Origin of the sequence: Enterobacter sp. SORGH_AS_0287 (assembly GCF_031453695.1) — a bacterium.
Lineage (GTDB): Bacteria > Pseudomonadota > Gammaproteobacteria > Enterobacterales > Enterobacteriaceae > Enterobacter > Enterobacter ludwigii.
Map to the genome: position 1 here is coordinate 2,236,128 of NZ_JAVIZW010000001.1, position 19,962 is coordinate 2,256,089.

General features: G+C 53.2%; 22 protein-coding genes and 1 pseudogene. 16 read left to right on the plus strand and 7 right to left on the minus strand.

All coding sequences use genetic code 11. The features are described 5' to 3' along the window. The first annotated feature begins 120 nt into the window (after positions 1-120). The 10 genes and pseudogenes from rsfS (at position 121) to lipA (ending at position 9,959) form a co-directional block, all read left to right on the plus strand. Positions 121-438, plus strand: coding sequence for a ribosome silencing factor (gene rsfS, locus QE396_RS10645; protein ID WP_003858696.1), 318 nt, complete (start codon positions 121-123; stop codon positions 436-438). Positions 439-441: 3 nt separating this feature from the next. Next, positions 442-909: a 23S rRNA (pseudouridine(1915)-N(3))-methyltransferase RlmH gene (gene rlmH / locus QE396_RS10650; RefSeq protein WP_003858701.1), complete on the plus strand. Its 468-nt coding sequence runs from the start codon at positions 442-444 to the stop codon at positions 907-909. A gap of 28 nt (positions 910-937) precedes the next feature. Beyond that, positions 938-2,839, plus strand: coding sequence for a peptidoglycan DD-transpeptidase MrdA (mrdA, locus tag QE396_RS10655; RefSeq protein ID WP_014169119.1), 1,902 nt, complete (start codon positions 938-940; stop codon positions 2,837-2,839). A gap of 2 nt (positions 2,840-2,841) precedes the next feature. Beyond that, positions 2,842-3,955, plus strand: a pseudogene (gene mrdB / locus QE396_RS10660) (peptidoglycan glycosyltransferase MrdB). A 16-nt stretch (positions 3,956-3,971) separates the two neighbouring features. Next, positions 3,972-5,084, plus strand: coding sequence for an endolytic peptidoglycan transglycosylase RlpA (gene rlpA, locus QE396_RS10665; protein ID WP_020884999.1), 1,113 nt, complete (start codon positions 3,972-3,974; stop codon positions 5,082-5,084). A gap of 139 nt (positions 5,085-5,223) precedes the next feature. Beyond that, positions 5,224-6,435 (plus strand): D-alanyl-D-alanine carboxypeptidase DacA, encoded by a 1,212-nt coding sequence (gene dacA / locus QE396_RS10670; RefSeq protein ID WP_014169116.1) that lies wholly within the window; start codon positions 5,224-5,226, stop codon positions 6,433-6,435. Between the two features lie 105 nt (positions 6,436-6,540). Continuing rightward, the gene (gene ybeD, locus QE396_RS10675) at positions 6,541-6,804 is read left to right on the plus strand and encodes a DUF493 family protein YbeD (protein WP_003858718.1); all 264 of its coding nucleotides are present in this window, start codon (positions 6,541-6,543) and stop codon (positions 6,802-6,804) included. Between the two features lie 95 nt (positions 6,805-6,899). Continuing rightward, entirely contained in the window at positions 6,900-7,541 is a 642-nt protein-coding gene (gene lipB, locus QE396_RS10680; protein WP_020885000.1) for a lipoyl(octanoyl) transferase LipB, read from the plus strand. Between the two features lie 291 nt (positions 7,542-7,832). Further along, positions 7,833-8,786: a YbeF family transcriptional regulator gene (locus QE396_RS10685; protein WP_020885001.1), complete on the plus strand. Its 954-nt coding sequence runs from the start codon at positions 7,833-7,835 to the stop codon at positions 8,784-8,786. Positions 8,787-8,993: 207 nt separating this feature from the next. Next, positions 8,994-9,959 carry a lipoyl synthase gene (gene lipA / locus QE396_RS10690; protein WP_014169113.1) on the plus strand — a complete coding sequence of 322 codons (966 nt, stop codon included), beginning with the start codon at positions 8,994-8,996 and terminating at the stop codon, positions 9,957-9,959. 81 nt (positions 9,960-10,040) lie between these two features. Here the strand turns inward: lipA and tatE are convergent, their stop codons facing one another. Further along, a complete protein-coding gene (tatE, locus tag QE396_RS10695; RefSeq protein WP_014169112.1) occupies positions 10,041-10,244 on the minus strand; it encodes a twin-arginine translocase subunit TatE in 204 nt (67 codons plus the stop codon). Between the two features lie 126 nt (positions 10,245-10,370). Then, complete coding sequence (locus tag QE396_RS10700; protein ID WP_020885002.1) at positions 10,371-11,159, minus strand: deaminated glutathione amidase; 789 nt, start codon at positions 11,157-11,159, stop codon at positions 10,371-10,373. A gap of 67 nt (positions 11,160-11,226) precedes the next feature. Here QE396_RS10700 and crcB point away from each other — a divergent pair, with 67 nt between their 5' ends. Then, entirely contained in the window at positions 11,227-11,610 is a 384-nt protein-coding gene (crcB, locus tag QE396_RS10705; RefSeq protein WP_014169110.1) for a fluoride efflux transporter CrcB, read from the plus strand. A 220-nt stretch (positions 11,611-11,830) separates the two neighbouring features. On the opposite strand, the gene cspE is transcribed toward crcB, so the two are convergent. Beyond that, positions 11,831-12,040 carry a transcription antiterminator/RNA stability regulator CspE gene (gene cspE, locus QE396_RS10710; protein WP_002439184.1) on the minus strand — a complete coding sequence of 70 codons (210 nt, stop codon included), beginning with the start codon at positions 12,038-12,040 and terminating at the stop codon, positions 11,831-11,833. A 190-nt stretch (positions 12,041-12,230) separates the two neighbouring features. Beyond that, positions 12,231-12,848, minus strand: a complete 618-nt coding sequence (pagP, locus tag QE396_RS10715) for a lipid IV(A) palmitoyltransferase PagP (RefSeq protein ID WP_014169108.1) — start codon at positions 12,846-12,848, stop codon at positions 12,231-12,233. 495 nt (positions 12,849-13,343) lie between these two features. On the opposite strand from pagP, the gene dcuC reads away from it, so the two are divergent. Then, a complete protein-coding gene (dcuC, locus tag QE396_RS10720; protein WP_020885003.1) occupies positions 13,344-14,711 on the plus strand; it encodes an anaerobic C4-dicarboxylate transporter DcuC in 1,368 nt (455 codons plus the stop codon). Between the two features lie 94 nt (positions 14,712-14,805). Continuing rightward, the gene (gene rna / locus QE396_RS10725; protein WP_020885004.1) at positions 14,806-15,615 is read left to right on the plus strand and encodes a ribonuclease I; all 810 of its coding nucleotides are present in this window, start codon (positions 14,806-14,808) and stop codon (positions 15,613-15,615) included. On the opposite strand, the gene QE396_RS10730 is transcribed toward rna, so the two are convergent. Continuing rightward, entirely contained in the window at positions 15,609-16,226 is a 618-nt protein-coding gene (locus QE396_RS10730) for a flavin reductase family protein (protein WP_020885005.1), read from the minus strand. The genes rna and QE396_RS10730 overlap by 7 nt on opposite strands. 102 nt (positions 16,227-16,328) lie before the next feature. Further along, on the minus strand, positions 16,329-17,159 hold the full coding sequence (locus QE396_RS10735) for an alpha/beta fold hydrolase (protein WP_020885006.1): 831 nt from the start codon (positions 17,157-17,159) through the stop codon (positions 16,329-16,331). A gap of 254 nt (positions 17,160-17,413) precedes the next feature. Between QE396_RS10735 and rnk the strand changes: the two genes are divergently transcribed. Beyond that, the gene (rnk, locus tag QE396_RS10740) at positions 17,414-17,824 is read left to right on the plus strand and encodes a nucleoside diphosphate kinase regulator (RefSeq protein WP_014169101.1); all 411 of its coding nucleotides are present in this window, start codon (positions 17,414-17,416) and stop codon (positions 17,822-17,824) included. A 137-nt stretch (positions 17,825-17,961) separates the two neighbouring features. Then, a complete protein-coding gene (gene yldA / locus QE396_RS10745; protein WP_271661446.1) occupies positions 17,962-18,051 on the plus strand; it encodes a small membrane protein YldA in 90 nt (29 codons plus the stop codon). A gap of 9 nt (positions 18,052-18,060) precedes the next feature. On the opposite strand, the gene QE396_RS10750 is transcribed toward yldA, so the two are convergent. After that, a complete protein-coding gene (locus QE396_RS10750) occupies positions 18,061-19,299 on the minus strand; it encodes a zinc-dependent alcohol dehydrogenase (RefSeq protein ID WP_020885007.1) in 1,239 nt (412 codons plus the stop codon). 180 nt (positions 19,300-19,479) lie between these two features. Here QE396_RS10750 and uspG point away from each other — a divergent pair, with 180 nt between their 5' ends. Continuing rightward, the gene (uspG, locus tag QE396_RS10755; protein ID WP_020885008.1) at positions 19,480-19,908 is read left to right on the plus strand and encodes a universal stress protein UspG; all 429 of its coding nucleotides are present in this window, start codon (positions 19,480-19,482) and stop codon (positions 19,906-19,908) included. The last annotated feature ends 54 nt before the right edge of the window (positions 19,909-19,962 follow it).

Sequence of the window (19,962 nt, forward strand, 5' to 3'; positions counted from 1 at the left end):
ATGATACCCGCCTTCAAAAGCCCGGCCGGAGACATTTGTCCCGACACTGGCGTCAGTTCAGGTATACTGTCTGGCCACGAATTCATAGTTATACAATCTCATTCACCCCAGGGGGAAAACTTGCAGGGTAAAGCACTCCAGGATTTTGTTATCGACAAAATTGATGACCTGAAAGGTCAGGACATCATCGCTATCGACGTTAAGGGTAAATCCAGCATCACCGACTGCATGATTATCTGCACCGGTACTTCAACGCGTCATGTTGTTTCGATTGCCGACCACGTTGTTCAGGAATCGCGTGCAGCAGGCCTGTTACCGCTTGGCGTTGAAGGCGAAGCGACCGCTGACTGGGTGGTTGTCGATCTCGGCGATGTGATTGTCCATGTCATGCAGGAAGAGAGCCGTCGCCTGTATGAACTGGAAAAACTCTGGGGTTAATGCGTGAAGTTGCAACTGGTCGCCGTCGGCACCAAAATGCCGGACTGGGTACAAACCGGTTTTACTGAATATCTGCGTCGTTTTCCAAAAGACATGCCGTTCGAACTGGTGGAAATTCCCGCCGGGAAACGCGGCAAGAACGCCGATATCAAACGTATTCTCGATAAAGAGGGAGAGCTGATGCTGGCTGCCGCAGGCAAAAACCGCATCGTCACCCTCGATATTCCAGGTAAACCCTGGGATACGCCGCAGCTGGCGCACGAACTGGAGCGCTGGAAGCAGGATGGCCGTGACGTCAGTCTGTTGATTGGCGGGCCTGAAGGGTTATCTCCTGCCTGCAAAGCGGCGGCAGAACAAAGTTGGTCTCTCTCCGCGCTGACGCTTCCCCACCCGCTCGTTCGGGTACTGGTGGCAGAAAGCCTGTATCGCGCGTGGAGCATTACTACCAACCACCCATATCACCGCGAGTAGTGACTGACCAGGGTAGATTAAGCAGCGGATGAAACTACAGAATTCTTTTCGCGACTATACGGCTGAGTCCGCGCTGTTTGTGCGCCGGGCGCTGGTCGCCTTTACGGGGATTTTGCTGCTTACCGGCGTGCTGATCGCCAACCTCTATAATCTGCAAATTGTCCGCTTTACCGATTATCAGACGCGTTCAAACGAAAACCGTATCAAGCTGGTGCCCATCGCGCCCAGCCGCGGCATTATCTACGACCGTAACGGCACTCCGCTGGCGTTAAACCGCACCATTTATCAAATCGAAATGATGCCGGAAAAAGTCGATAATGTGCAGGATACGCTTGAAGCGCTAAAAGGCGTTGTCGATCTGACCGACGATGATATCGCCGCGTTCAAAAAAGAGCGTGCCCGCTCCCACCGTTTCACCTCAATCCCGGTTAAAACGAACCTGACGGAAGTCCAGGTGGCCCGCTTTGCCGTGAACCAGTATCGTTTTCCCGGCGTGGAAGTGAAAGGTTACAAGCGTCGCTACTACCCTTACGGTTCCGCGCTGACGCATGTCATTGGTTACGTTTCCAAGATCAACGATAAAGACGTTGAACGCCTCGATAAAGACGGCAAACTGGCGAACTACGCAGCGACGCACGATATCGGTAAGCTGGGGATCGAACGCTACTACGAAGATGTCCTGCACGGGCAGACCGGCTATGAAGAGGTTGAAGTTAACAACCGTGGCCGCGTCATTCGCCAGCTCAAAGAAGTGCCACCGCAGGCGGGGCATGACGTCTACCTGACGCTCGACCTCAAGCTGCAGCAGTATATTGAAACCTTACTGGCGGGCAGCCGTGCTGCCGTTGTCGTCACCGATCCGCGTTCCGGCGGCATTCTGGCGATGGTGTCCATGCCAAGCTACGACCCGAACCTCTTTGTCGATGGTATATCCAGCAAAGATTATTCCGGTCTGCTCAATGACCCGAATACGCCGCTGGTGAACCGCGCCACACAAGGGGTTTACCCGCCAGCGTCAACGGTAAAACCGTACGTGGCGGTCTCTGCGCTGAGCGCGGGCGTCATCAACCGCAATACCAGTCTGTTTGACCCGGGCTGGTGGCAATTACCAGGCTCTGAAAAACGCTATCGCGACTGGAAAAAATGGGGCCATGGTCACCTCAACGTTACCAAATCGCTGGAAGAGTCTGCGGATACCTTCTTCTACCAGGTTGCGTATGATATGGGCATTGACCGCCTGTCAGAGTGGATGAGCAAATTCGGCTATGGACATTACACCGGCGTTGACCTTTCAGAAGAACGTTCCGGTAACATGCCAACCCGTGAGTGGAAGCTGAAGCGCTTTAAGAAGCCGTGGTATCAGGGTGATACCATTCCGGTGGGTATCGGTCAGGGCTACTGGACGGCGACCCCGATTCAGATGAACAAAGCGATGATGATCCTCATCAACGATGGCGTAGTGAAAGTTCCGCACCTGCTGCAAAGTACGGTTGAAGACGGCAAAAAAGTGCCGTGGATCCAGCCGCATGAAGCCCCAGTGGGTGACATTCATTCCGGTTACTGGGAAATTGCCAAAGACGGTATGTACGGCGTGGCGAACCGCCCGAACGGGACCGCACATAAGTATTTCGCCGGCACACCGTATAAAGTGGCCGCCAAATCGGGTACTGCGCAGGTCTTCGGTCTGAAAGCCAATGAAACCTATAACGCGCACCGCATTGCTGAACGTCTGCGTGACCATAAGCTGATGACGGCCTTTGCCCCTTATGATAACCCGCAGGTTGCGGTGGCGATGATTCTGGAAAACGGCGGCGCAGGTCCGGCCGTGGGGACCATCATGCGCCAGATCCTCGACCACATTATGCTGGGTGATAACAACACCGAACTGCCGGCAGAAAACCCGGCCGCCGCTGCGGCGGAGGACCAATAATCATGACGGATAATCCAAATAAAAAATCGCTGTGGGATAAAATCCATATCGACCCAGCCATGCTGCTGATCCTGCTGGCTTTGCTGGTGTACAGCGCCCTGGTTATCTGGAGCGCCAGCGGCCAGGACATCGGCATGATGGAGCGCAAAATCGGCCAGATCGCGATGGGTCTGGTCATTATGGTGGTCATGGCGCAGATCCCGCCGCGGGTCTATGAAGGCTGGGCACCGTATCTGTACATATTCTGTATTGTGCTGCTGGTTGCGGTAGATGCCTTTGGGGCCATCTCTAAAGGCGCGCAGCGCTGGCTGGATCTGGGCGTTGTCCGCTTCCAGCCCTCTGAAATAGCCAAAATAGCGGTTCCCTTGATGGTGGCGCGTTTTATTAACCGTGACGTCTGCCCGCCTTCGCTGAAAAATACCGCCATTGCGCTGGTGCTGATTTTCCTGCCGACGCTGCTGGTTGCGGCGCAGCCTGACCTCGGCACCTCGATTCTTATCGCCCTCTCCGGCCTGTTTGTCCTGTTCCTGTCGGGTTTAAGCTGGCGTCTGATTGGCATTGCAGTCGTGCTGGTGGCAGCATTCATCCCGATTCTCTGGTTCTTCCTGATGCATGATTACCAGCGACAACGCGTCATGATGCTGCTCGATCCGGAAACCGATCCGCTGGGTGCGGGCTATCATATTATTCAGTCCAAGATTGCGATCGGTTCCGGCGGCCTGCGCGGTAAAGGCTGGCTGCACGGCACCCAGTCCCAGCTGGAGTTCTTACCGGAACGCCACACCGACTTTATCTTTGCGGTTCTGGCGGAAGAGCTGGGCCTGGTTGGCATCCTGATTCTGCTGGCGCTGTATGTGCTGTTGATCATGCGAGGGCTGTGGATCGCCGCGCGTGCGCAAACCACCTTTTGGCCGCGTGATGGCAGGCGGGTTGATGCTGATTTTATTCGTTTATGTCTTCGTAAATATTGGTATGGTGAGTGGTATTCTGCCGGTTGTTGGCGTCCCGCTCCCGCTGGTGAGCTACGGAGGCTCGGCACTGATCGTGTTGATGGCCGGGTTTGGTATCGTGATGTCGATCCATACCCACAGAAAAATGTTGTCAAAAAGCGTATAAAAATAAGGGGATCGGAATGCGTAAGCAGTGGCTGGGGATCTGCATTGCGGCAAGTTTACTTGCGGCCTGCACAAGTGATGATGGTCAGCAACAGGCAACCGTCGCGCCGCCGCAGCCTGCGGTTTGTAATGGCCCGATCGTTGAAATCAGCGGTGCCGATCCCGTTTATGAACCGCTCAATGCCAGCGCGAATCAGGATTACGAGCGCGACGGCAAAAGCTACAAAATTGTTCAGGATCCCTCCCGCTTTAGCCAGGCTGGCTTTGCCGCCATTTATGATGCCGAGCCCGGCAGCAATCTGACGGCGACCGGCGAAGCGTTCGATCCGATGCAACTGACGGCGGCTCACCCGACCCTGCCTGTCCCGAGCTACGCCCGTATCACCAACCTGGCGAATGGTCGTATGATCGTGGTACGCATTAACGATCGTGGTCCCTACGGTAACGACCGGGTGATCTCCCTGTCACGCGCGGCTGCAGACCGCCTGAACACTTCGAACAATACCAAAGTCCGTATTGACCCGATTATCGTGGCGCAGGATGGCACCCTCTCCGGGCCAGGTACTGCGTGTACGACGGTGGCGAAACAGACTTACGCCCTTCCTGACCGCCCGAACCTGGACGGCGGCATGGGAAGCGTCTCTTCTCCGGCAGAGCCTTCTCAGCCAGCAGGAGAAGTGCGCCCAATCAGCAATGATACGCTGCAGAGCGAAGACACGACGGGTGCGCCGGTAAAGAGTAGCGGCTTCCTTGGCGCGCCGACCACGTTAGCCACCGGCGTGCTGGAAGGCAGCGAACCTACGCCAGCACCGGCTCCTGTTGCCGCTCCTGCCACAGAGCCTGCGCCCGTAACGGCTCCGGCGACGGCGCAAAACACACCGGTTGCGGCTCCAGCCGCGGCCAGTGGCGGCTTTGTGGTTCAGGTTGGGGCGGTAAGCGATCAGGCCCGTGCGCAGCAGTATCAACAGCGTCTGAGCCAGACGTTTGGTGTCCCGGGACGCGTTGCGCAAAACGGCGCAGTATGGCGTATTCAGATGGGGCCGTTTGCCAGCAAATCGCAGGCAGCGTCTCTGCAGCAGCGCCTGCAAAATGAAGCCCAACTACAATCATTTATCGCTGTTGCGAAATAATGAACTGGCGGCATCCAAAGTGTCAATTTGTGTAAAACACATTCACAAACTCATGCTTAAAGTCGGATGCCTGCCTGAATAGCATTTGCTATAGTAAGGCACTTTTTTTAATTCCATCACGGATGTCGTTGTTCTGACCATGAAGACCACTTTTTCTGCTCGTTTTGTGCAGCGCATGGCGCTGACCACGGCCCTTTGCGCAACTGCTCTCTCTGCAGCTCACGCCGATGACCTGAATATCAAGACCATGATCCCTGGCGTTCCGCAAATCGACGCGGAATCGTATATCCTGATCGACTACAACTCTGGCAAAGTGCTGGCTGAACAGAATGCCGACGCCCGCCGCGATCCGGCCAGCCTGACCAAAATGATGACCAGCTACGTTATCGGCCAGGCCATGAAAGCAGGGAAGTTCAAAGAAACGGATCTGGTCACCATCGGTAACGATGCGTGGGCAACCGGCAACCCGGTATTTAAAGGTTCATCATTGATGTTCCTGAAACCGGGCATGCAGGTTCCTGTTTCTCAGCTGATCCGTGGTATTAACCTGCAATCCGGTAACGATGCGTGCGTGGCAATGGCCGATTTCGCCGCGGGAAGCCAGGATGCCTTCGTCGGTCTGATGAACAGCTACGTCACCGCGCTGGGTCTGAAGAACAGCCATTTCCAGACCGTACATGGTCTGGACGCAGATGGTCAGTACAGCTCCGCACGTGATATGGCGTTGATTGGTCAGGCGCTGATCCGTGACGTGCCGAACGAATACTCCATCTATAAAGAGAAAGAGTTCACCTTCAACGGTATCCGTCAGACCAACCGTAACGGCCTGCTGTGGGATAACAGCCTGAACGTTGACGGCATCAAAACTGGCCATACCGATAAAGCTGGCTACAACCTGGTTGCTTCTGCCACCGAAGGTCAGATGCGTCTGATCTCTGCCGTGATGGGCGGTCGTACCTTCAAAGGTCGTGAGACAGAAAGCAAGAAACTGCTGACCTGGGGCTTCCGTTTCTTCGAAACCGTGAACCCGCTGAAAGCCGGTAAAGAGTTTGCTTCTGAGCCAGTCTGGTTCGGTGATAACGACCGTGCTTCCCTTGGCGTGGATAAAGATCTGTACCTGACCATTCCTCGTGGTCGCATGAAAGATCTGAAAGCCAGCTACGTGCTGAACACCACTGAGCTGCACGCGCCACTGCAGAAAAACCAGGTGGTGGGCACCATCAACTTCCAGCTGGATGGTAAAACCATCGATCAGCGTCCACTGGTTGTTCTGCAAGAAATCCCGGAAGGCAATTTCTTCGGCAAAATCATTGATTACATTAAATTGATGTTCCATCACTGGTTTGGCTAAAAATTGAACACTTGAAAGTGTGATTTTGATCCCCATATACTAGATATCCTGATAACTCCCACCTGTCGTGGGAGTTATTCTTTTTGACGTTACGCCGGAGCTGACATGAAAACCAAACTTAACGAACTGCTTGAATTCCCTACCCCGTTTACCTACAAAGTAATGGGTCTGGCGAAACCTGAGCTGGTTGATCAGGTGGTTGAAGTGGTACAGCGCCATGCGCCGGGTGACTACTCTCCGTCAGTAAAACCAAGCAGCAAGGGCAACTACCACTCGGTATCTATTACCATTACCGCAACCCACATTGAGCAGGTTGAGACGCTGTACGAAGAGCTCGGCAATATCGAAATTGTTCGTATGGTGCTGTAGTCCCTCTGCGGTTACCCGGTTTGCCGGGTAACCAGCCTCCCCGCTTGTGATATACTCTCCCTCACCTTTTGTCCCTCGTCTTCGGAGACGTCCTTTTGTATCAGGATAAAATTCTTGTCCGTCATCTCGGGCTGCAACCTTACGAGCCTGTCTCCCAGGCCATGCATGATTTCACCGATTCACGCGATGACACCACCCCTGATGAGATCTGGCTGGTCGAACACCTGCCGGTATTTACACAGGGACAGGCGGGAAAAGCGGAACATTTATTGATGACGGGTGATATCCCGGTAATTCAAAGCGATCGCGGTGGGCAGGTCACGTACCACGGGCCTGGGCAGCAGGTGATGTACGTTCTGCTGAACCTGAAGCGCAGAAAGCTCGGCGTTCGCGAACTGGTTACCCTGCTGGAACAAACCGTGGTTAACACGCTGGCGGAATACGGTATTGAAGCCCATCCGCGTGCCGATGCGCCGGGCGTCTATGTGGGAGAAAGTAAGATTTGCTCACTGGGGCTGCGTATCCGCAAGGGCTGCTCCTTCCACGGGCTGGCACTGAATATTAATATGGATCTTACCCCTTTCCAGCGCATAAACCCCTGCGGCTACGCCGGAATGGAGATGACGCAAATGCGCCAGTGGGTTGAAAGCGCAACGCCCGAGAATATTCGTCCTGTGCTTTTGAAGAACGTTTTAGCCCTACTTAACAATCCATCTTACGAATATATCACTGCTTAATATATCATGCATCATGGCTCGATTATTTGACGGGCCACTGTTTATTTACCGCTTTTACGCTTTACAATAATCCGCTTATTCTATATTTTCGAAGCGCCCGAATATTACCGCTACATATTATTTAGCCTCCAGCCAGAACTGCATACAGGGCGTAAGTAACTTGCGTGATAATCACACAACTGTTTGTTTTTGATAAACAAGTGAAACAAAACCAACACTTTACGAATCTCTACAAGCATAATAAATAAATTCAACTATCATTCATAATGTGAATGTATACGGAGTGAAAGCGTGGAGTATAATAATTTACCAGCCAAACGACTGAATGACCCAGGTGGTGAGGACAAGCCACAAATTTTTCGGACTTTACGTAATATTGATCTCAATTTGTTGACTATTTTTGAGGCAGTATATGTCCATAAGGGTATCGTTAATGCTGCGAAAATTCTTAATCTCACGCCTTCAGCAATAAGCCAGTCAATTCAAAAACTGCGCGCTATATTTCCCGACCCGTTATTTATTCGTAAGGGCCAGGGGGTTACGCCGACGGCCTACGCCACCCATCTGCATGAGTACATCAGCCAGGGGCTGGAGTCGATTCTGGGTGCGCTGGATTTAACCGGCAGCTATGACAAACAGAGAACCATCACTATCGGCTGCACCCCGTCTGTCGGCGTGCTGGTGATGCCCGCTATTTTTCAGGCGATAAAAGAGCATGTTCCCCAGCTCCTGCTGCGAAATGTGCCGCTCAACGAGCCTGATATTCAGCTTGCTCAGTTTCAGACCGACCTGATTATAGAAAGCGGCAGCTTTAGCGCCCGAGCGCTCGGACAACATGTCCTGTATGCGGATAACCTGGTGCTGGTGTGCCGCCAGCAGCATCCCGCCCTGAGCGGGCCGTTGACCATTGAAAATCTGCGCAACTACGATCATTCGTCTTTCATGACCGAAGGACAGTCCAACCATGCGCTGCGTCAGCGAATCGATGAGATATTCCCGGAACGCCAGATCAGCTTCAGTAGTTACAATATGTTCACCACTGCCTCCCTGATCGGCAGCAGCGACATGCTCTGCATCATGCCTTCGCGTCTGTATACCTTGTTGCGTAAATGTTGGCCGCTGGAGAGCATTCCTCTCAACCAGCTCAATGCGGAATCTATCGAGATTTCACTGCATTACAACAAACTCAGCTTGCGCGATCCGGTACTGGAAAACGTTATCCGCGTCATCCGCCAGGCCTTCTGACTGGTTGATACAGCACAAGCCCCTGCCCCCTGCCGGGCAAAACGCACAAAACAACAACTATTTTACAAATTGGCGACCTGGCAGGCTGCTTTACCGACCGTTTCAATGATATACTGCCTGTCGTTCGTTCAAAAATAGTTGATAAATACAACATTCCCTTGAATAGAAACGCTTTCCTTCGATATTCGCAACTGGAACACGCACGCTATGAGTAAACCCATTGTGATGGAACGCGGTGTTAAATACCGCGATGCCGATAAAATGGCCCTTATCCCGGTTAAAAACGTGGCTACAGAGCGCGAAGCGCTGTTAAGAAAACCGGAATGGATGAAAATCAAACTTCCGGCTGACTCTTCGCGTATCCAGGGGATCAAAGCGGCGATGCGCAAGAACGGCCTTCACTCCGTCTGTGAAGAAGCCTCTTGCCCGAACCTTGCTGAATGTTTCAATCACGGTACCGCGACGTTTATGATTCTGGGTGCCATCTGTACCCGCCGCTGCCCGTTCTGCGATGTGGCTCATGGCCGCCCGGTAGCGCCCGACGCTAACGAACCTCAGAAACTGGCGCAGACTATCGCCGATATGGCGCTGCGTTATGTCGTTATTACCTCCGTTGACCGTGACGATCTGCGTGATGGCGGTGCTCAGCACTTCGCTGACTGCATTACCGCTATTCGCGAGAAAAGCCCGAACATCAAAATTGAGACGCTGGTTCCAGACTTCCGCGGCCGTATGGATCGCGCGCTGGACATCCTGACCGCGACGCCACCAGACGTGTTTAACCACAACCTGGAGAACGTGCCACGTCTCTACCGTCAGGTACGTCCTGGTGCGGACTATAACTGGTCTCTGAAGCTGCTGGAGCGTTTTAAAGAAGCGCATCCCCATATTCCAACCAAGTCAGGCCTGATGGTTGGTCTCGGTGAAACGAATGCTGAGATCATCGAAGTGATGCGCGATCTGCGCCGCCACGGTGTGACCATGCTGACGCTGGGACAGTATCTGCAGCCAAGCCGCCACCACCTGCCCGTGCAGCGCTACGTGAGCCCGGATGAGTTTGATGAGATGAAAGCCGAAGCGATGGCGATGGGCTTTACCCACGCAGCCTGCGGCCCCTTTGTTCGCTCCTCTTACCATGCCGATATGCAGGCAAAAGGCGAAGAAGTGAAATAAGACTGTAATATTCACTTACAGTAATGCAAAAAAACCGGCCTCTTGAGCCGGTTTTTTTTCGCAAGCCCTCAGGCATTGCCGTTACTCTTTGTGAGAAAGCTTCTCTGCCGGGATGTCACCCTCGGCGCTTTTCTTCGCAGCCGCATCATCGTCGTTCATTGCTTTCTTAAAGCCTTTGATGGCGGCACCCAGGTCACCACCCAGCGTGCGTAACTTCTTGGTACCAAACAGCAGGACGACCAGTGCGGCAACCACCAGCAGTTTGGTAATACTAATCTCACCCATAGATACCTTCTTTACATAAACCAGGCTGCATTCAGCGCCAAAAACCTGATTGTATTAACGGTCATTTGACGCGTGCACACAATAGCAATCTGTAACAAGGTGAATCAAGCATTGTTGAAAAAAACATCACAATAATTGCGGTGGCGCAAACCGACGGTTGCGAAGAACCGGTAATTGCTGCCGTGCAAGCGTAATCCTCTCCCGCTGTAACTCTGTCATCAGCAAAGCCGGGGCCTCCGCCGCAGCGGCTATCGTAACCCCCAGCGGATCCACCACCCTGCTCTGCCCAATGTTCTTATTGCCGCACTCCCCCGAGGCCACAACATAACAGGTTGTATCCAGCGCACGCGCTGCAAGGAGCGTTGCCCAGTGATGCTCTTTAAGCGGCCCCTTGACCCACGCGGCAGGCACTACTAGCACGTCAGCCCCCTTTAACGCGAGCGTAAGTGCCAGCTCAGGAAAACGCAGGTCGTAGCAGGTCATCAACCCAATCTTAAAGCCATCGACATCAAGCAGCGGTGGGATGCTGTCTCCCGGATCCACCCGCCGTGACTCCTGAATGCTGAAGGCATCATAAAGATGGAGTTTGGCATAGCGCGCAACGACCGCGCCGTCACGGATGGCCACGAGGGTATTTACCGCCCGTCCCGCCGTCGAGGGGACATGCACCGTAAAGAGGGTGGTCAAACCATTGCCCACACTTTCCGCCAGCAGGTGCTGTAAAAATCCGCCGTCCAGGGGCTGGGCAGACTTCACCGACAGGTCCGGGTCGTTGTCATCTCTTGCCAGCAGCGCCTCCGGCAGCACCAGCAAGGAAGCTTCTTTCAGGCGGGCCTGCCTCATCAGAGAGACACATTTATCTGCATTCTCTTGCCAGTCAGGCTTAACCGCAAACTGTCCTACCGCAACATACATATTTGTCCCCTCAGCAAAAACCGCGTTAAACTCGCCACTCTTACACATCAAATAGCAGGTATTTACAGTGTTACAACTACTTTTAGCCGTTTTTATTGGTGGGGGTACGGGTAGCGTTGCGCGGTGGTTTTTGAGTATGCGTTTTAATCCCCTGCATCAGGCTATTCCAATGGGTACGCTGGCGGCTAACCTGATAGGTGCTTTCATTATTGGCGTGGGGCTGGCCTGGTTTAACCGTATGACGCATATCGATCCCGTGTGGAAGCTATTGATTACCACCGGCTTTTGCGGCGGTTTAACCACCTTCTCAACGTTCTCGGCGGAAGTGGTTTTCCTGTTTCAGGAAGGGCGTGTCGGCTGGGCGCTGATGAACATTGCGATTAATATGCTCGGCTCCTTTGCGATGACGGGGATCGCATTCTGGCTATTTTCTTCCGCCACGACGCACTAACAGACGCTGCGTTAATGTTGGCTTAATTTTTCTCTGTCACTCTGAACGCAATACTGAACGAGGGTGACAGAATGAAACAGAACCTGATGAGCGCAGGTGTGGTGTTGTTGAGCGTGCTGATCGTTGCCAGCTTCCTCAAAATGTATCTGCTTAGCTGATTCCACGCGAAAAAAAACCCGCTCAGTGAGCGGGTTTTGAAATTCTTGCTGACGCGTCTGAATTACAGAGCGATTACGTTAGCAGCAGAAGGGCCTTTGGCACCGTTAGTGATTTCGAACTCTACACGCTGACCTTCAGCCAGAGTTTTGAAACCATTAGACTGGATTGCAGAGAAGTGTACGAACACGTCTTTGCTGCCATCTTCAGGAGTAATGAAACCGAATCCTTTGGACTCATTAAACCACTTAACGTTACCTTTAATCTTAGACATCAAAATTACCTTTACATTAAAAAACGACACAAATGCTGTGTCGGGTACCAGTACATCAATTGTGGGACCTTTTGTCCAGCGGTTCTTTGATAAAAAGTGACTAAAGTCGCGTTAATTTCTGCTGACGGTTTTTTATCTCAACGGAATCAACGGCTGCACATTTTTTCACCACCACGTGACGTTTTTTCAGTTAAAACTGAAAACGCATCCAGGCGAAGTAAACGTTACCGTTGTTGTATGTCCCCGGGATATAGGTCATCTGGAACGTTGCCGGACCATAGCCGATAGAGGCCAGAGGCAGCAGCACCGGAATCGGAATGTAATTCCAGTTGTCGCGTGCGGTCACACCGGCGGTGTAACCCAGCCCCACATGGAAGTTTTCATCGGCTAACGGACGCCAGGTTTTCTCCCAGCCATAACCCCCGATTGGTTCCCATTTGTTAAAGGAATCTTTAAAGGCCATCAGATAGATGCCATGCCAGTTCCCTTTTTCGTCCCAACGCGACTGACCAAAACCAGCCCCCCACGGGCGCTCGTTATATTTGTCAGTCTTTTCTTTGTCATAGGCAAAACGCGCATGCCACGTTATTGCCGGAACATACAGGTCATAATGCTCTGGCGCAGTCCAGGTCTGCGACACATTATCAGTGAAGGTGGAGAACCAGCCTTTATCGGTTGCATTGCTCTCGGCGTGTGCAACAGACGACAATGCTAACTGCCCAAAAATAAACAACAAAATGAGGAAAAATTTATTACGTACAATCACAATGCAATTACCATTCTTAGTATTCGAGGCAAAGTTTACCATAAAATAGTTTAATCAAAGCTTAACAGCATCAGCGTTATTCCTAATTAATCAGCGTCTTCCTGGGAATATTCTGAGAGGAACATACCTTCACGCCATAATAAGCACAGAAAAAGTAAGCCTTTATTAGACTTTAATACACTGGACAACCTCACCAACGCCAGCAATGACGGTCTCCAGGGCCCGTTCCGGAGGGCTGCCAGCAGCCATTAAAAACCCAATTTCCAAAGGGTTTTTGCCTTTTCTTTCTGCGGCGAATTTAAACCCACAAAATATTTAACAACCCGTTATCATTTGATTGACATATAGTAATATCTCTACCGGTCAATATGCGCATGAGATAAATGCCGGGGCTATGGCAAAAATACCGTTAATATCTTCTTTAGTAGTCTGTTTATTGATTTTAATCAGCAAGGACAGAACATTAATTCGGCACATTTCATCCTTCTTTTTTATTGATTATTTGTGCTCTCGGGCAGCAAGGATACAGGGGAAACCATGCTTACGTTTATCGAGCTCCTTATCGGAGTCGTCGTCATTGTCGGTGTAGCGCGCTACATCATTAAAGGTTACTCGGCCACAGGGGTGTTATTTGTCGGCGGGCTAACCCTGCTCATTATCAGCGCCATCATGGGCCATCAGGTGTTACCGGCCAGCGCAGACAGTACGGGCTACACCGCCACTGACATTGTTGAATACATTAAAATCCTGCTCATGAGCCGCGGTGGCGACCTGGGTATGATGATCATGATGCTGTGCGGTTTTGCGGCGTACATGACCCATATCGGCGCGAATGATATGGTGGTTAAACTGGCATCCAAACCGCTGCAGTACATTAACTCCCCGTATCTGCTGATGGTCGCGGCCTATTTCCTTGCCTGCCTGATGTCCCTCGCCGTGTCGTCCGCCACCGGTCTGGGCGTACTGTTAATGGCCACCCTGTTCCCGATTATGGTTAACGTCGGTATCAGCCGCGGCGCGGCCGCCGCGATTTGCGCCTCGCCGGCCGCCATTATTCTTTCCCCCACCTCCGGTGATGTCGTGCTCGCAGCCAAAGCCGCTGAGATGTCGCTTATCGACTTTGCGTTCAAAACCACGCTGCCCATTTCTATCGTCGCCATTGTCGGCATGGGCATCGCGCACTTCTTCTGGCAGCGTTATCTCGATAAGAAGGAGAACATCAGCCACGAGATGCTGGACGTGAGTGAAATCACCACCACCGCGCCGGCGTTTTATGCCATTCTGCCGTTCACACCTATTATTGGCGTGCTTATTTTTGACGGTAAATGGGGCCCACAGCTGCACATCATCACCATTCTGGTGATCTGCATGCTGCTGGCCGCCCTGCTGGAGTTTGTGCGTGGGTTTAACACGCAGAAAGTCTTCTCGGGTCTGGAAGTGGCCTATCGCGGTATGGCGGATGCGTTTGCAGGAGTCGTTATGCTGCTGGTTGCAGCAGGCGTCTTCGCCCAGGGTCTGAGCACCATCGGCTTTATTCAGAGCCTGATTTCCATCGCCACCTCGTTCGGCTCGGCCAGTATTATCCTGATGCTGGTTCTGGTGGTGCTGACCATGCTCGCCGCCATGACCACCGGTTCCGGTAACGCGCCGTTCTACGCCTTCGTTGAGATGATCCCGAAACTGGCTCACTCCTCAGGCATTAACCCGGCCTATCTCTCCATCCCCATGCTGCAGGCGTCAAACCTCGGTCGCACCATTTCGCCGGTATCGGGTGTGGTTGTAGCCGTTGCCGGGATGGCAAAAATCTCGCCTTTCGAAGTGATCAAACGCACCTCCGTCCCCGTGATTGTGGGGTTGATTATCGTGATTATTGCCACGCAGGTGCTGGTACCCGGCGCAGCTTAAGCTAAATTCCTGATATCCAGAAAGCGCCTGCGGGCGCTTTTTGTGCTTTAATAATTTCCAGAAATTATTCATGCTCATTCGATCAGGAAATCACATGTTCAGGAAGGATATCGTTATTCCGTCTGGCGCAATCGCGCTGGCACTCTGTGTATTCTCCGCACAGGCCGACCCACTCAAGGCAACGCAGTATGGCGATTTCGATCGCTACGTTCTGGCTCTTTCCTGGCAAACCGGGTTCTGCCAGAGCATGGCCGACCGTAACCGCAACGAGCCCGAAGAGTGCCGTTTACAAAAAGAGAGTGATAACAAAACCGATTTTCTGACCGTGCACGGATTATGGCCGGGGCTGCCAAAATCTGTTGCCGCACGGGGTGTGGATGAACGTCGCTGGATGCGTTTTGGCTGCGCGACCCGTCCAATCCCGAACATGCCGGAGGTGAAGGCCAGCCGCAAATGCGCTGCCGCCGAAACCGGACTGTCGCTTTCAGGTGCTGCGAAGCTGAACAGCGTTATGCCAGGTGCTGGCGGTAACTCCTGCCTGGAACGCTACGAATATGCCAAACACGGCGTATGCTTTGGTTTTGATCCTGACGCGTATTTCGGCACAATGGTGCGCATGAATCAGGAGATAAAAAACAGCGCGGTCGGCAAGTTCCTCGCCGATAACTATGGAAAAACCGTAAGCCGCAGCGACTTTGACAGCGCCGTGGCCAAAGGCTGGGGCAAGGAGAATGTCAAAGCGTTCAAGCTTACCTGTAATGGCAACCCGTCCTACCTGACTGAAATGCAGATCTCACTGAAGGCAGACACCATTAATAACCCGCTTTCTGCGACCTCATTTGCTCCGCAGCCACACCCGGGTAACTGCGGAAAACAATTCGTCATTGATAAAGCCGGTCACTGATTGACGATCGGTCGGGTCATGTCAAACCGGTGCTCGTCACTGATGCCATAGTAAGCCGTCGGCCCACCCGCACGCAGGATGGGCTGCGCTTTCGCCGTCTGATAAATCCCCTCTTCCAGCAACGTTTCGGCGATGTGAATACCCACCACTTCGCCGAGCAACAGCCAGGTATCAACCGGTGTGCCGTCGGCCCCGGTAAGCTGAATACACTGCGACAGGCGACACTCAAAGTTAACCGGGCTTTCTGCCACCCGCGGGGCGTTCACCAGCTGGCTGGCCGCTGGCGTTAATCCCGCAAAGGTAAATTCATTTTCATCGTGGGGAAGCATAGCCGAGGTCGCATTCATCGCTTCAGCCAGATCGCGCGTCGCCAGGTTCCAGACAAACTCGCCGGTTTCGGTAATATTACGCACGCTGTCTTTCCAGCCGTTGCTGGAAAAACCGATGATGGGCGGACGATAGTTAAAGCAGTTAAAGAAGCTATACGGCGCGAGATTCAGCTGACCGGCGTTGTCGCACGAGGAGATCCAGCCAATCGGGCGTGGGCCAATAATCGCGTTCAGTGGGTCATGCGGCAGGCCGTGTCCCAGAGAAGGTTGATAGAAATACATAGTGCTCTCTTAATGGTGGGGCAGAATGGTGGGGCAGACACGAATTGCGTTTCGCTCAGTACCCTGGATCAGGACACTCAGCGTAACGCAATCCGCCAGGAATTAAGACTGAATAAATTTCAGCAAATCGTCATTGATCTGGTGCTTATGCGTGGTGCATATGCCGTGAGAACCCCCGGCATAGACCTTCAGTTCAGCGTTCGGCAGGATCTCTGCAGCCACCCGACCACAGGTCTCGATCGGGACTATCTGGTCGTCGTCGCCGTGGATCACCAGCGTTGGGATAGTCATCTTTTTCAGATCTTCACGCAGATCGGTTTCAGAGAACGCTTTTACGCAGTCATACAGCGCCTTGATCGACCCCTGAAGCCCCTGCTCAACGAAGCTCTCCCGCACCGCTTTGGACTCTTTCGCCCCCGGGCGGTTATAGCCATAAAACGCCTCGGTCAGCGCATAGAAGAAAGCCGCGCGATCGTTAATCACGCCTTCCCGAATACCATCAAACACCTCTTTCGGCACACCGTTCGGGTTGAAATCGGTTTTGATCATAATCGGTGTCACGGCACCAATAAGTACCGCTTTCGCCACGCGATCCGTACCGTGGCGACCAATATAGCGCGCCACTTCGCCACCGCCGGTTGAATGCCCCACGTGAACAGCGTCTTTCAGATTCAGACGCGCCGTCAGCTCAGCCAGGTCGTCGGCATACTGATCCATATTGTGCCCATCCCACGGCTGCGCTGAGCGGCCATGTCCGCGGCGGTCATGTGCAATTACGCGAAATCCTTTTGATCCCAGGTATAACATTTGGTCTTCAAAGGCATCCGCCGTCAGCGGCCAGCCGTGGCTAAACACCACGGGTTGCCCGCTTCCCCAGTCTTTAAAATATAAATAACTGCCGTCTTTCAACGTAATTTTGTCGTAATCGCTCATGAGATCTCCTGAGAAGAAACACTGAATGCGGATAGTCGCCCGCAGGGGGCGCTTAAAAAGAATAATCCAAATTGGCAAGGGAGCACGTTTTTCACCGAAAATTCATATGACCCATGAATGTGACCTGTATCACTTCAAAGTCGTGCGCTCAGCCAGTATCATCAGAAGAGTTAAACCCTCGCTGCCAGACGGCGAGGGTTTTCTTTTGGATTGGTTTCTGCGTTACACGCAGCATTAACGACATGGAGTAAAAAATGTCCAGACCCACCATCATCATCAATGAGCTTGACGCAGAACGTATTGACAGACTGCTGGAAAAAGCAGAATTCGCTTCGCTTCCGGTGGCTGACGCCCTGAATGAAGAGCTTGACCGGGCGCAGATGTGCACGCCTGAATCCATGCCTCACGACGTGGTCACCATGAACAGCCGGGTTAAATTCCGTAACCTGGCCACCGGTGAAGAGCTGACCCGAACGCTGGTCTACCCGGCGCAGATGACCGACAGCAGTGCACAGCTTTCGGTCCTTGCCCCTGTGGGTGCCGCGCTTCTTGGTCTGCGTACGGGAGACACCATCAACTGGGCGTTGCCAGGCGGTGCCGCGGCGCATCTGGAAGTGCTGGAGCTGCTCTACCAGCCAGAAGCCGCGGGCGACTACCTGCGTTAACCCCATCTGAACAAACGCTCCCGCGTTGCACAGAGGATGCACCCGCATCCTCTTTCCGCAAATTCACCCGATTATCCTATATCGCCCGAAAACCCCTTAACCCACGCTTAATCTGTTTGGGTGCCGCGGGGACGGTCATGAGTGAGATAGTGGTTATCACACTTATTTTTCTCATTATTCTGGCGATCATCGTCATGGCGGTGCTTTATCTTGAGCGTCATCGGTAAGCGATAATCTCACACCACCCCACCCGGGAAAGCATTGACCAGGCCTTTCACCTGCTGTGCCGCCGCGTCAGGCGTTTCCGCCCCCGGCACCAGAATGACCTTGCGGCACTCCTCCTCCCGTTTTTCGAAAATCTTGTAGGCGCGTTCCGCATCCGCCAGCGGCAGATAGTGGGTCACAATCTCCTCCGGCGTAAGCAGCCCTTTTTCGATAAGCGGCAGCAACTCGCCCAGCCAGGCGTGGACGTGTGTCTGCCCCATCCTGAAACTCAGCCCTTTATCGAAGGCATCGCCAAACAGGAAGCCGTGAATAAACCCGGCGTAAACGCCAGGGACGCTGACAACGCCGCCGCGCCGGACAGCCGCGATACACTGACGCAGCGCTTTGCCGCTGCTGCCTTCAATTTTAAGGTTGCTGAGGATTGTTTCCGTGGTGCTGCCTTTGGCTTCGAACCCGACGGCATCAATCACCGCATCGACACCACGCTGGCCGGCAGTTTGCTCAATGATTTTTTCGGCGGCATCGTTATCATCATCAAAGTTGACCGGGATTGCGCCGTAGCGCGCCTGAGCGAATCGCAGGCGATACGGGTGATGGTCGATGACGAAGATCTGTTCCGCCCCGAGCAGTCGCGCGCAGGCAATGGTCAGCAACCCCACCGGCCCGGCGCCGAAAACGGCCACGCTCGATCCTTTCTCGATCTGCGCATTTTTTGCCGCCTGCCAGGCGGTGGGTAAAATATCTGACAGGAACAGCGCTTTGTCATCGGACAACAGCGGCGGCACCTTGAACGGCCCAACGTTCCCCTTCGGTACGCGAACATATTCCGCCTGGCCTCCCGGCACGCCGCCGTAGAGATGGCTATAGCCAAACAGCGCGGCCGGCGCGGGAATCTGCTTTTTGTTCAGTGCGGCGCCCTGCCCAGCGTTGGTCGTCTCGCAGGCCGCGTATTGCTGCAGACGGCAGAAGAAACAGTCACCGCAGGCAATTACAAACGGGATAACCACGCGATCGCCTTTCTGTAAATTCTTCACCTCCCTGCCACACTCAACGATTTCCCCCATAAATTCATGACCAAAAATATCGCCGTGTTGCACCTTCGGGATTTTGCCGCGATAGAGATGCAGATCGGACCCGCAAATCGCCGTAGCCGTGACCCGCAGAATAATATCGTCTGGCTGTTCAATGATGGGATCGGGGACATTCTCGACGCGAACATGATGTGGGCCGTGATACGTGAGTGCTTTCATGCAACCTCCGAAAGGATCCAGGACAGTGTATAAAGGGTAGCTACCCCAGAAGACTTGCCCGTGATGACGGATCTTTTGAGATTTTTCCTGGCGAGATCAAAAAGTGGCGCCGCGCTTACAGAAACCATTCATATTTTGTGGTTGAATGAATTCAGCGTTTATAAACAAGGAGAAACGGGTATGTATCAGACAATCATTATGCCGGTTGATGTTTTCGAGATGGAGCTGAGCGACAAGGCCGTACGCCACGCGGAGTTCCTGGCGCAGCAGGACGGGATCATTCATCTTTTACACGTGTTACCGGGTTCCGCCAGCCTGAGTCTGCACCGCTTTGCCGCCGATGTACGTCGCTTCGAAGAGCATCTTCAGCACGAAGCTGAAAATCGTCTACAAACCATGGTCGGGCATTTCAGCATCGACCCTTCACGTATCAAAACTCACGTCAGGTTCGGTAGCGTGCGGGATGCCGTTAATGAACTGGCCAATGAACTGAAAGCAGACGTCGTGGTGATCGGTTCCCGTAATCCTTCCATTACCACCCACCTGCTGGGCTCTAACGCGTCGAGCGTGATCCGTCACACCCACATTCCGGTGATGGTCGTCAGGTAAAAAAAAGAGGCCACCTTTCGGTGGCCTCTTGCTGTTGCAGGTGTAGTCTTGCTT

What these genes read in the sequence shown, in the direction of transcription:
- rna (WP_020885004.1), top strand. Translation starts at nt 14,806, where the DNA reads ATGTTCAGGAAGGATATCGTTATTCCGTCTGGCGCAATCGCGCTGGCA.
- QE396_RS10730 (WP_020885005.1), bottom strand. Translation starts at nt 16,226, where the DNA reads ATGTATTTCTATCAACCTTCTCTGGGACACGGCCTGCCGCATGACCCA.
- ybeD (WP_003858718.1), top strand. Translation starts at nt 6,541, where the DNA reads ATGAAAACCAAACTTAACGAACTGCTTGAATTCCCTACCCCGTTTACC.
- tatE (WP_014169112.1), bottom strand. Translation starts at nt 10,244, where the DNA reads ATGGGTGAGATTAGTATTACCAAACTGCTGGTGGTTGCCGCACTGGTC.
- cspE (WP_002439184.1), bottom strand. Translation starts at nt 12,040, where the DNA reads ATGTCTAAGATTAAAGGTAACGTTAAGTGGTTTAATGAGTCCAAAGGA.
- dcuC (WP_020885003.1), top strand. Translation starts at nt 13,344, where the DNA reads ATGCTTACGTTTATCGAGCTCCTTATCGGAGTCGTCGTCATTGTCGGT.
- pagP (WP_014169108.1), bottom strand. Translation starts at nt 12,848, where the DNA reads ATGGTAAACTTTGCCTCGAATACTAAGAATGGTAATTGCATTGTGATT.
- lipA (WP_014169113.1), top strand. Translation starts at nt 8,994, where the DNA reads ATGAGTAAACCCATTGTGATGGAACGCGGTGTTAAATACCGCGATGCC.
- mrdA (WP_014169119.1), top strand. Translation starts at nt 938, where the DNA reads ATGAAACTACAGAATTCTTTTCGCGACTATACGGCTGAGTCCGCGCTG.
- rnk (WP_014169101.1), top strand. Translation starts at nt 17,414, where the DNA reads ATGTCCAGACCCACCATCATCATCAATGAGCTTGACGCAGAACGTATT.
- QE396_RS10700 (WP_020885002.1), bottom strand. Translation starts at nt 11,159, where the DNA reads ATGTATGTTGCGGTAGGACAGTTTGCGGTTAAGCCTGACTGGCAAGAG.
- yldA (WP_271661446.1), top strand. Translation starts at nt 17,962, where the DNA reads ATGAGTGAGATAGTGGTTATCACACTTATTTTTCTCATTATTCTGGCG.
- QE396_RS10735 (WP_020885006.1), bottom strand. Translation starts at nt 17,159, where the DNA reads ATGAGCGATTACGACAAAATTACGTTGAAAGACGGCAGTTATTTATAT.
- QE396_RS10750 (WP_020885007.1), bottom strand. Translation starts at nt 19,299, where the DNA reads ATGAAAGCACTCACGTATCACGGCCCACATCATGTTCGCGTCGAGAAT.
- dacA (WP_014169116.1), top strand. Translation starts at nt 5,224, where the DNA reads ATGAAGACCACTTTTTCTGCTCGTTTTGTGCAGCGCATGGCGCTGACC.
- uspG (WP_020885008.1), top strand. Translation starts at nt 19,480, where the DNA reads ATGTATCAGACAATCATTATGCCGGTTGATGTTTTCGAGATGGAGCTG.
- rlpA (WP_020884999.1), top strand. Translation starts at nt 3,972, where the DNA reads ATGCGTAAGCAGTGGCTGGGGATCTGCATTGCGGCAAGTTTACTTGCG.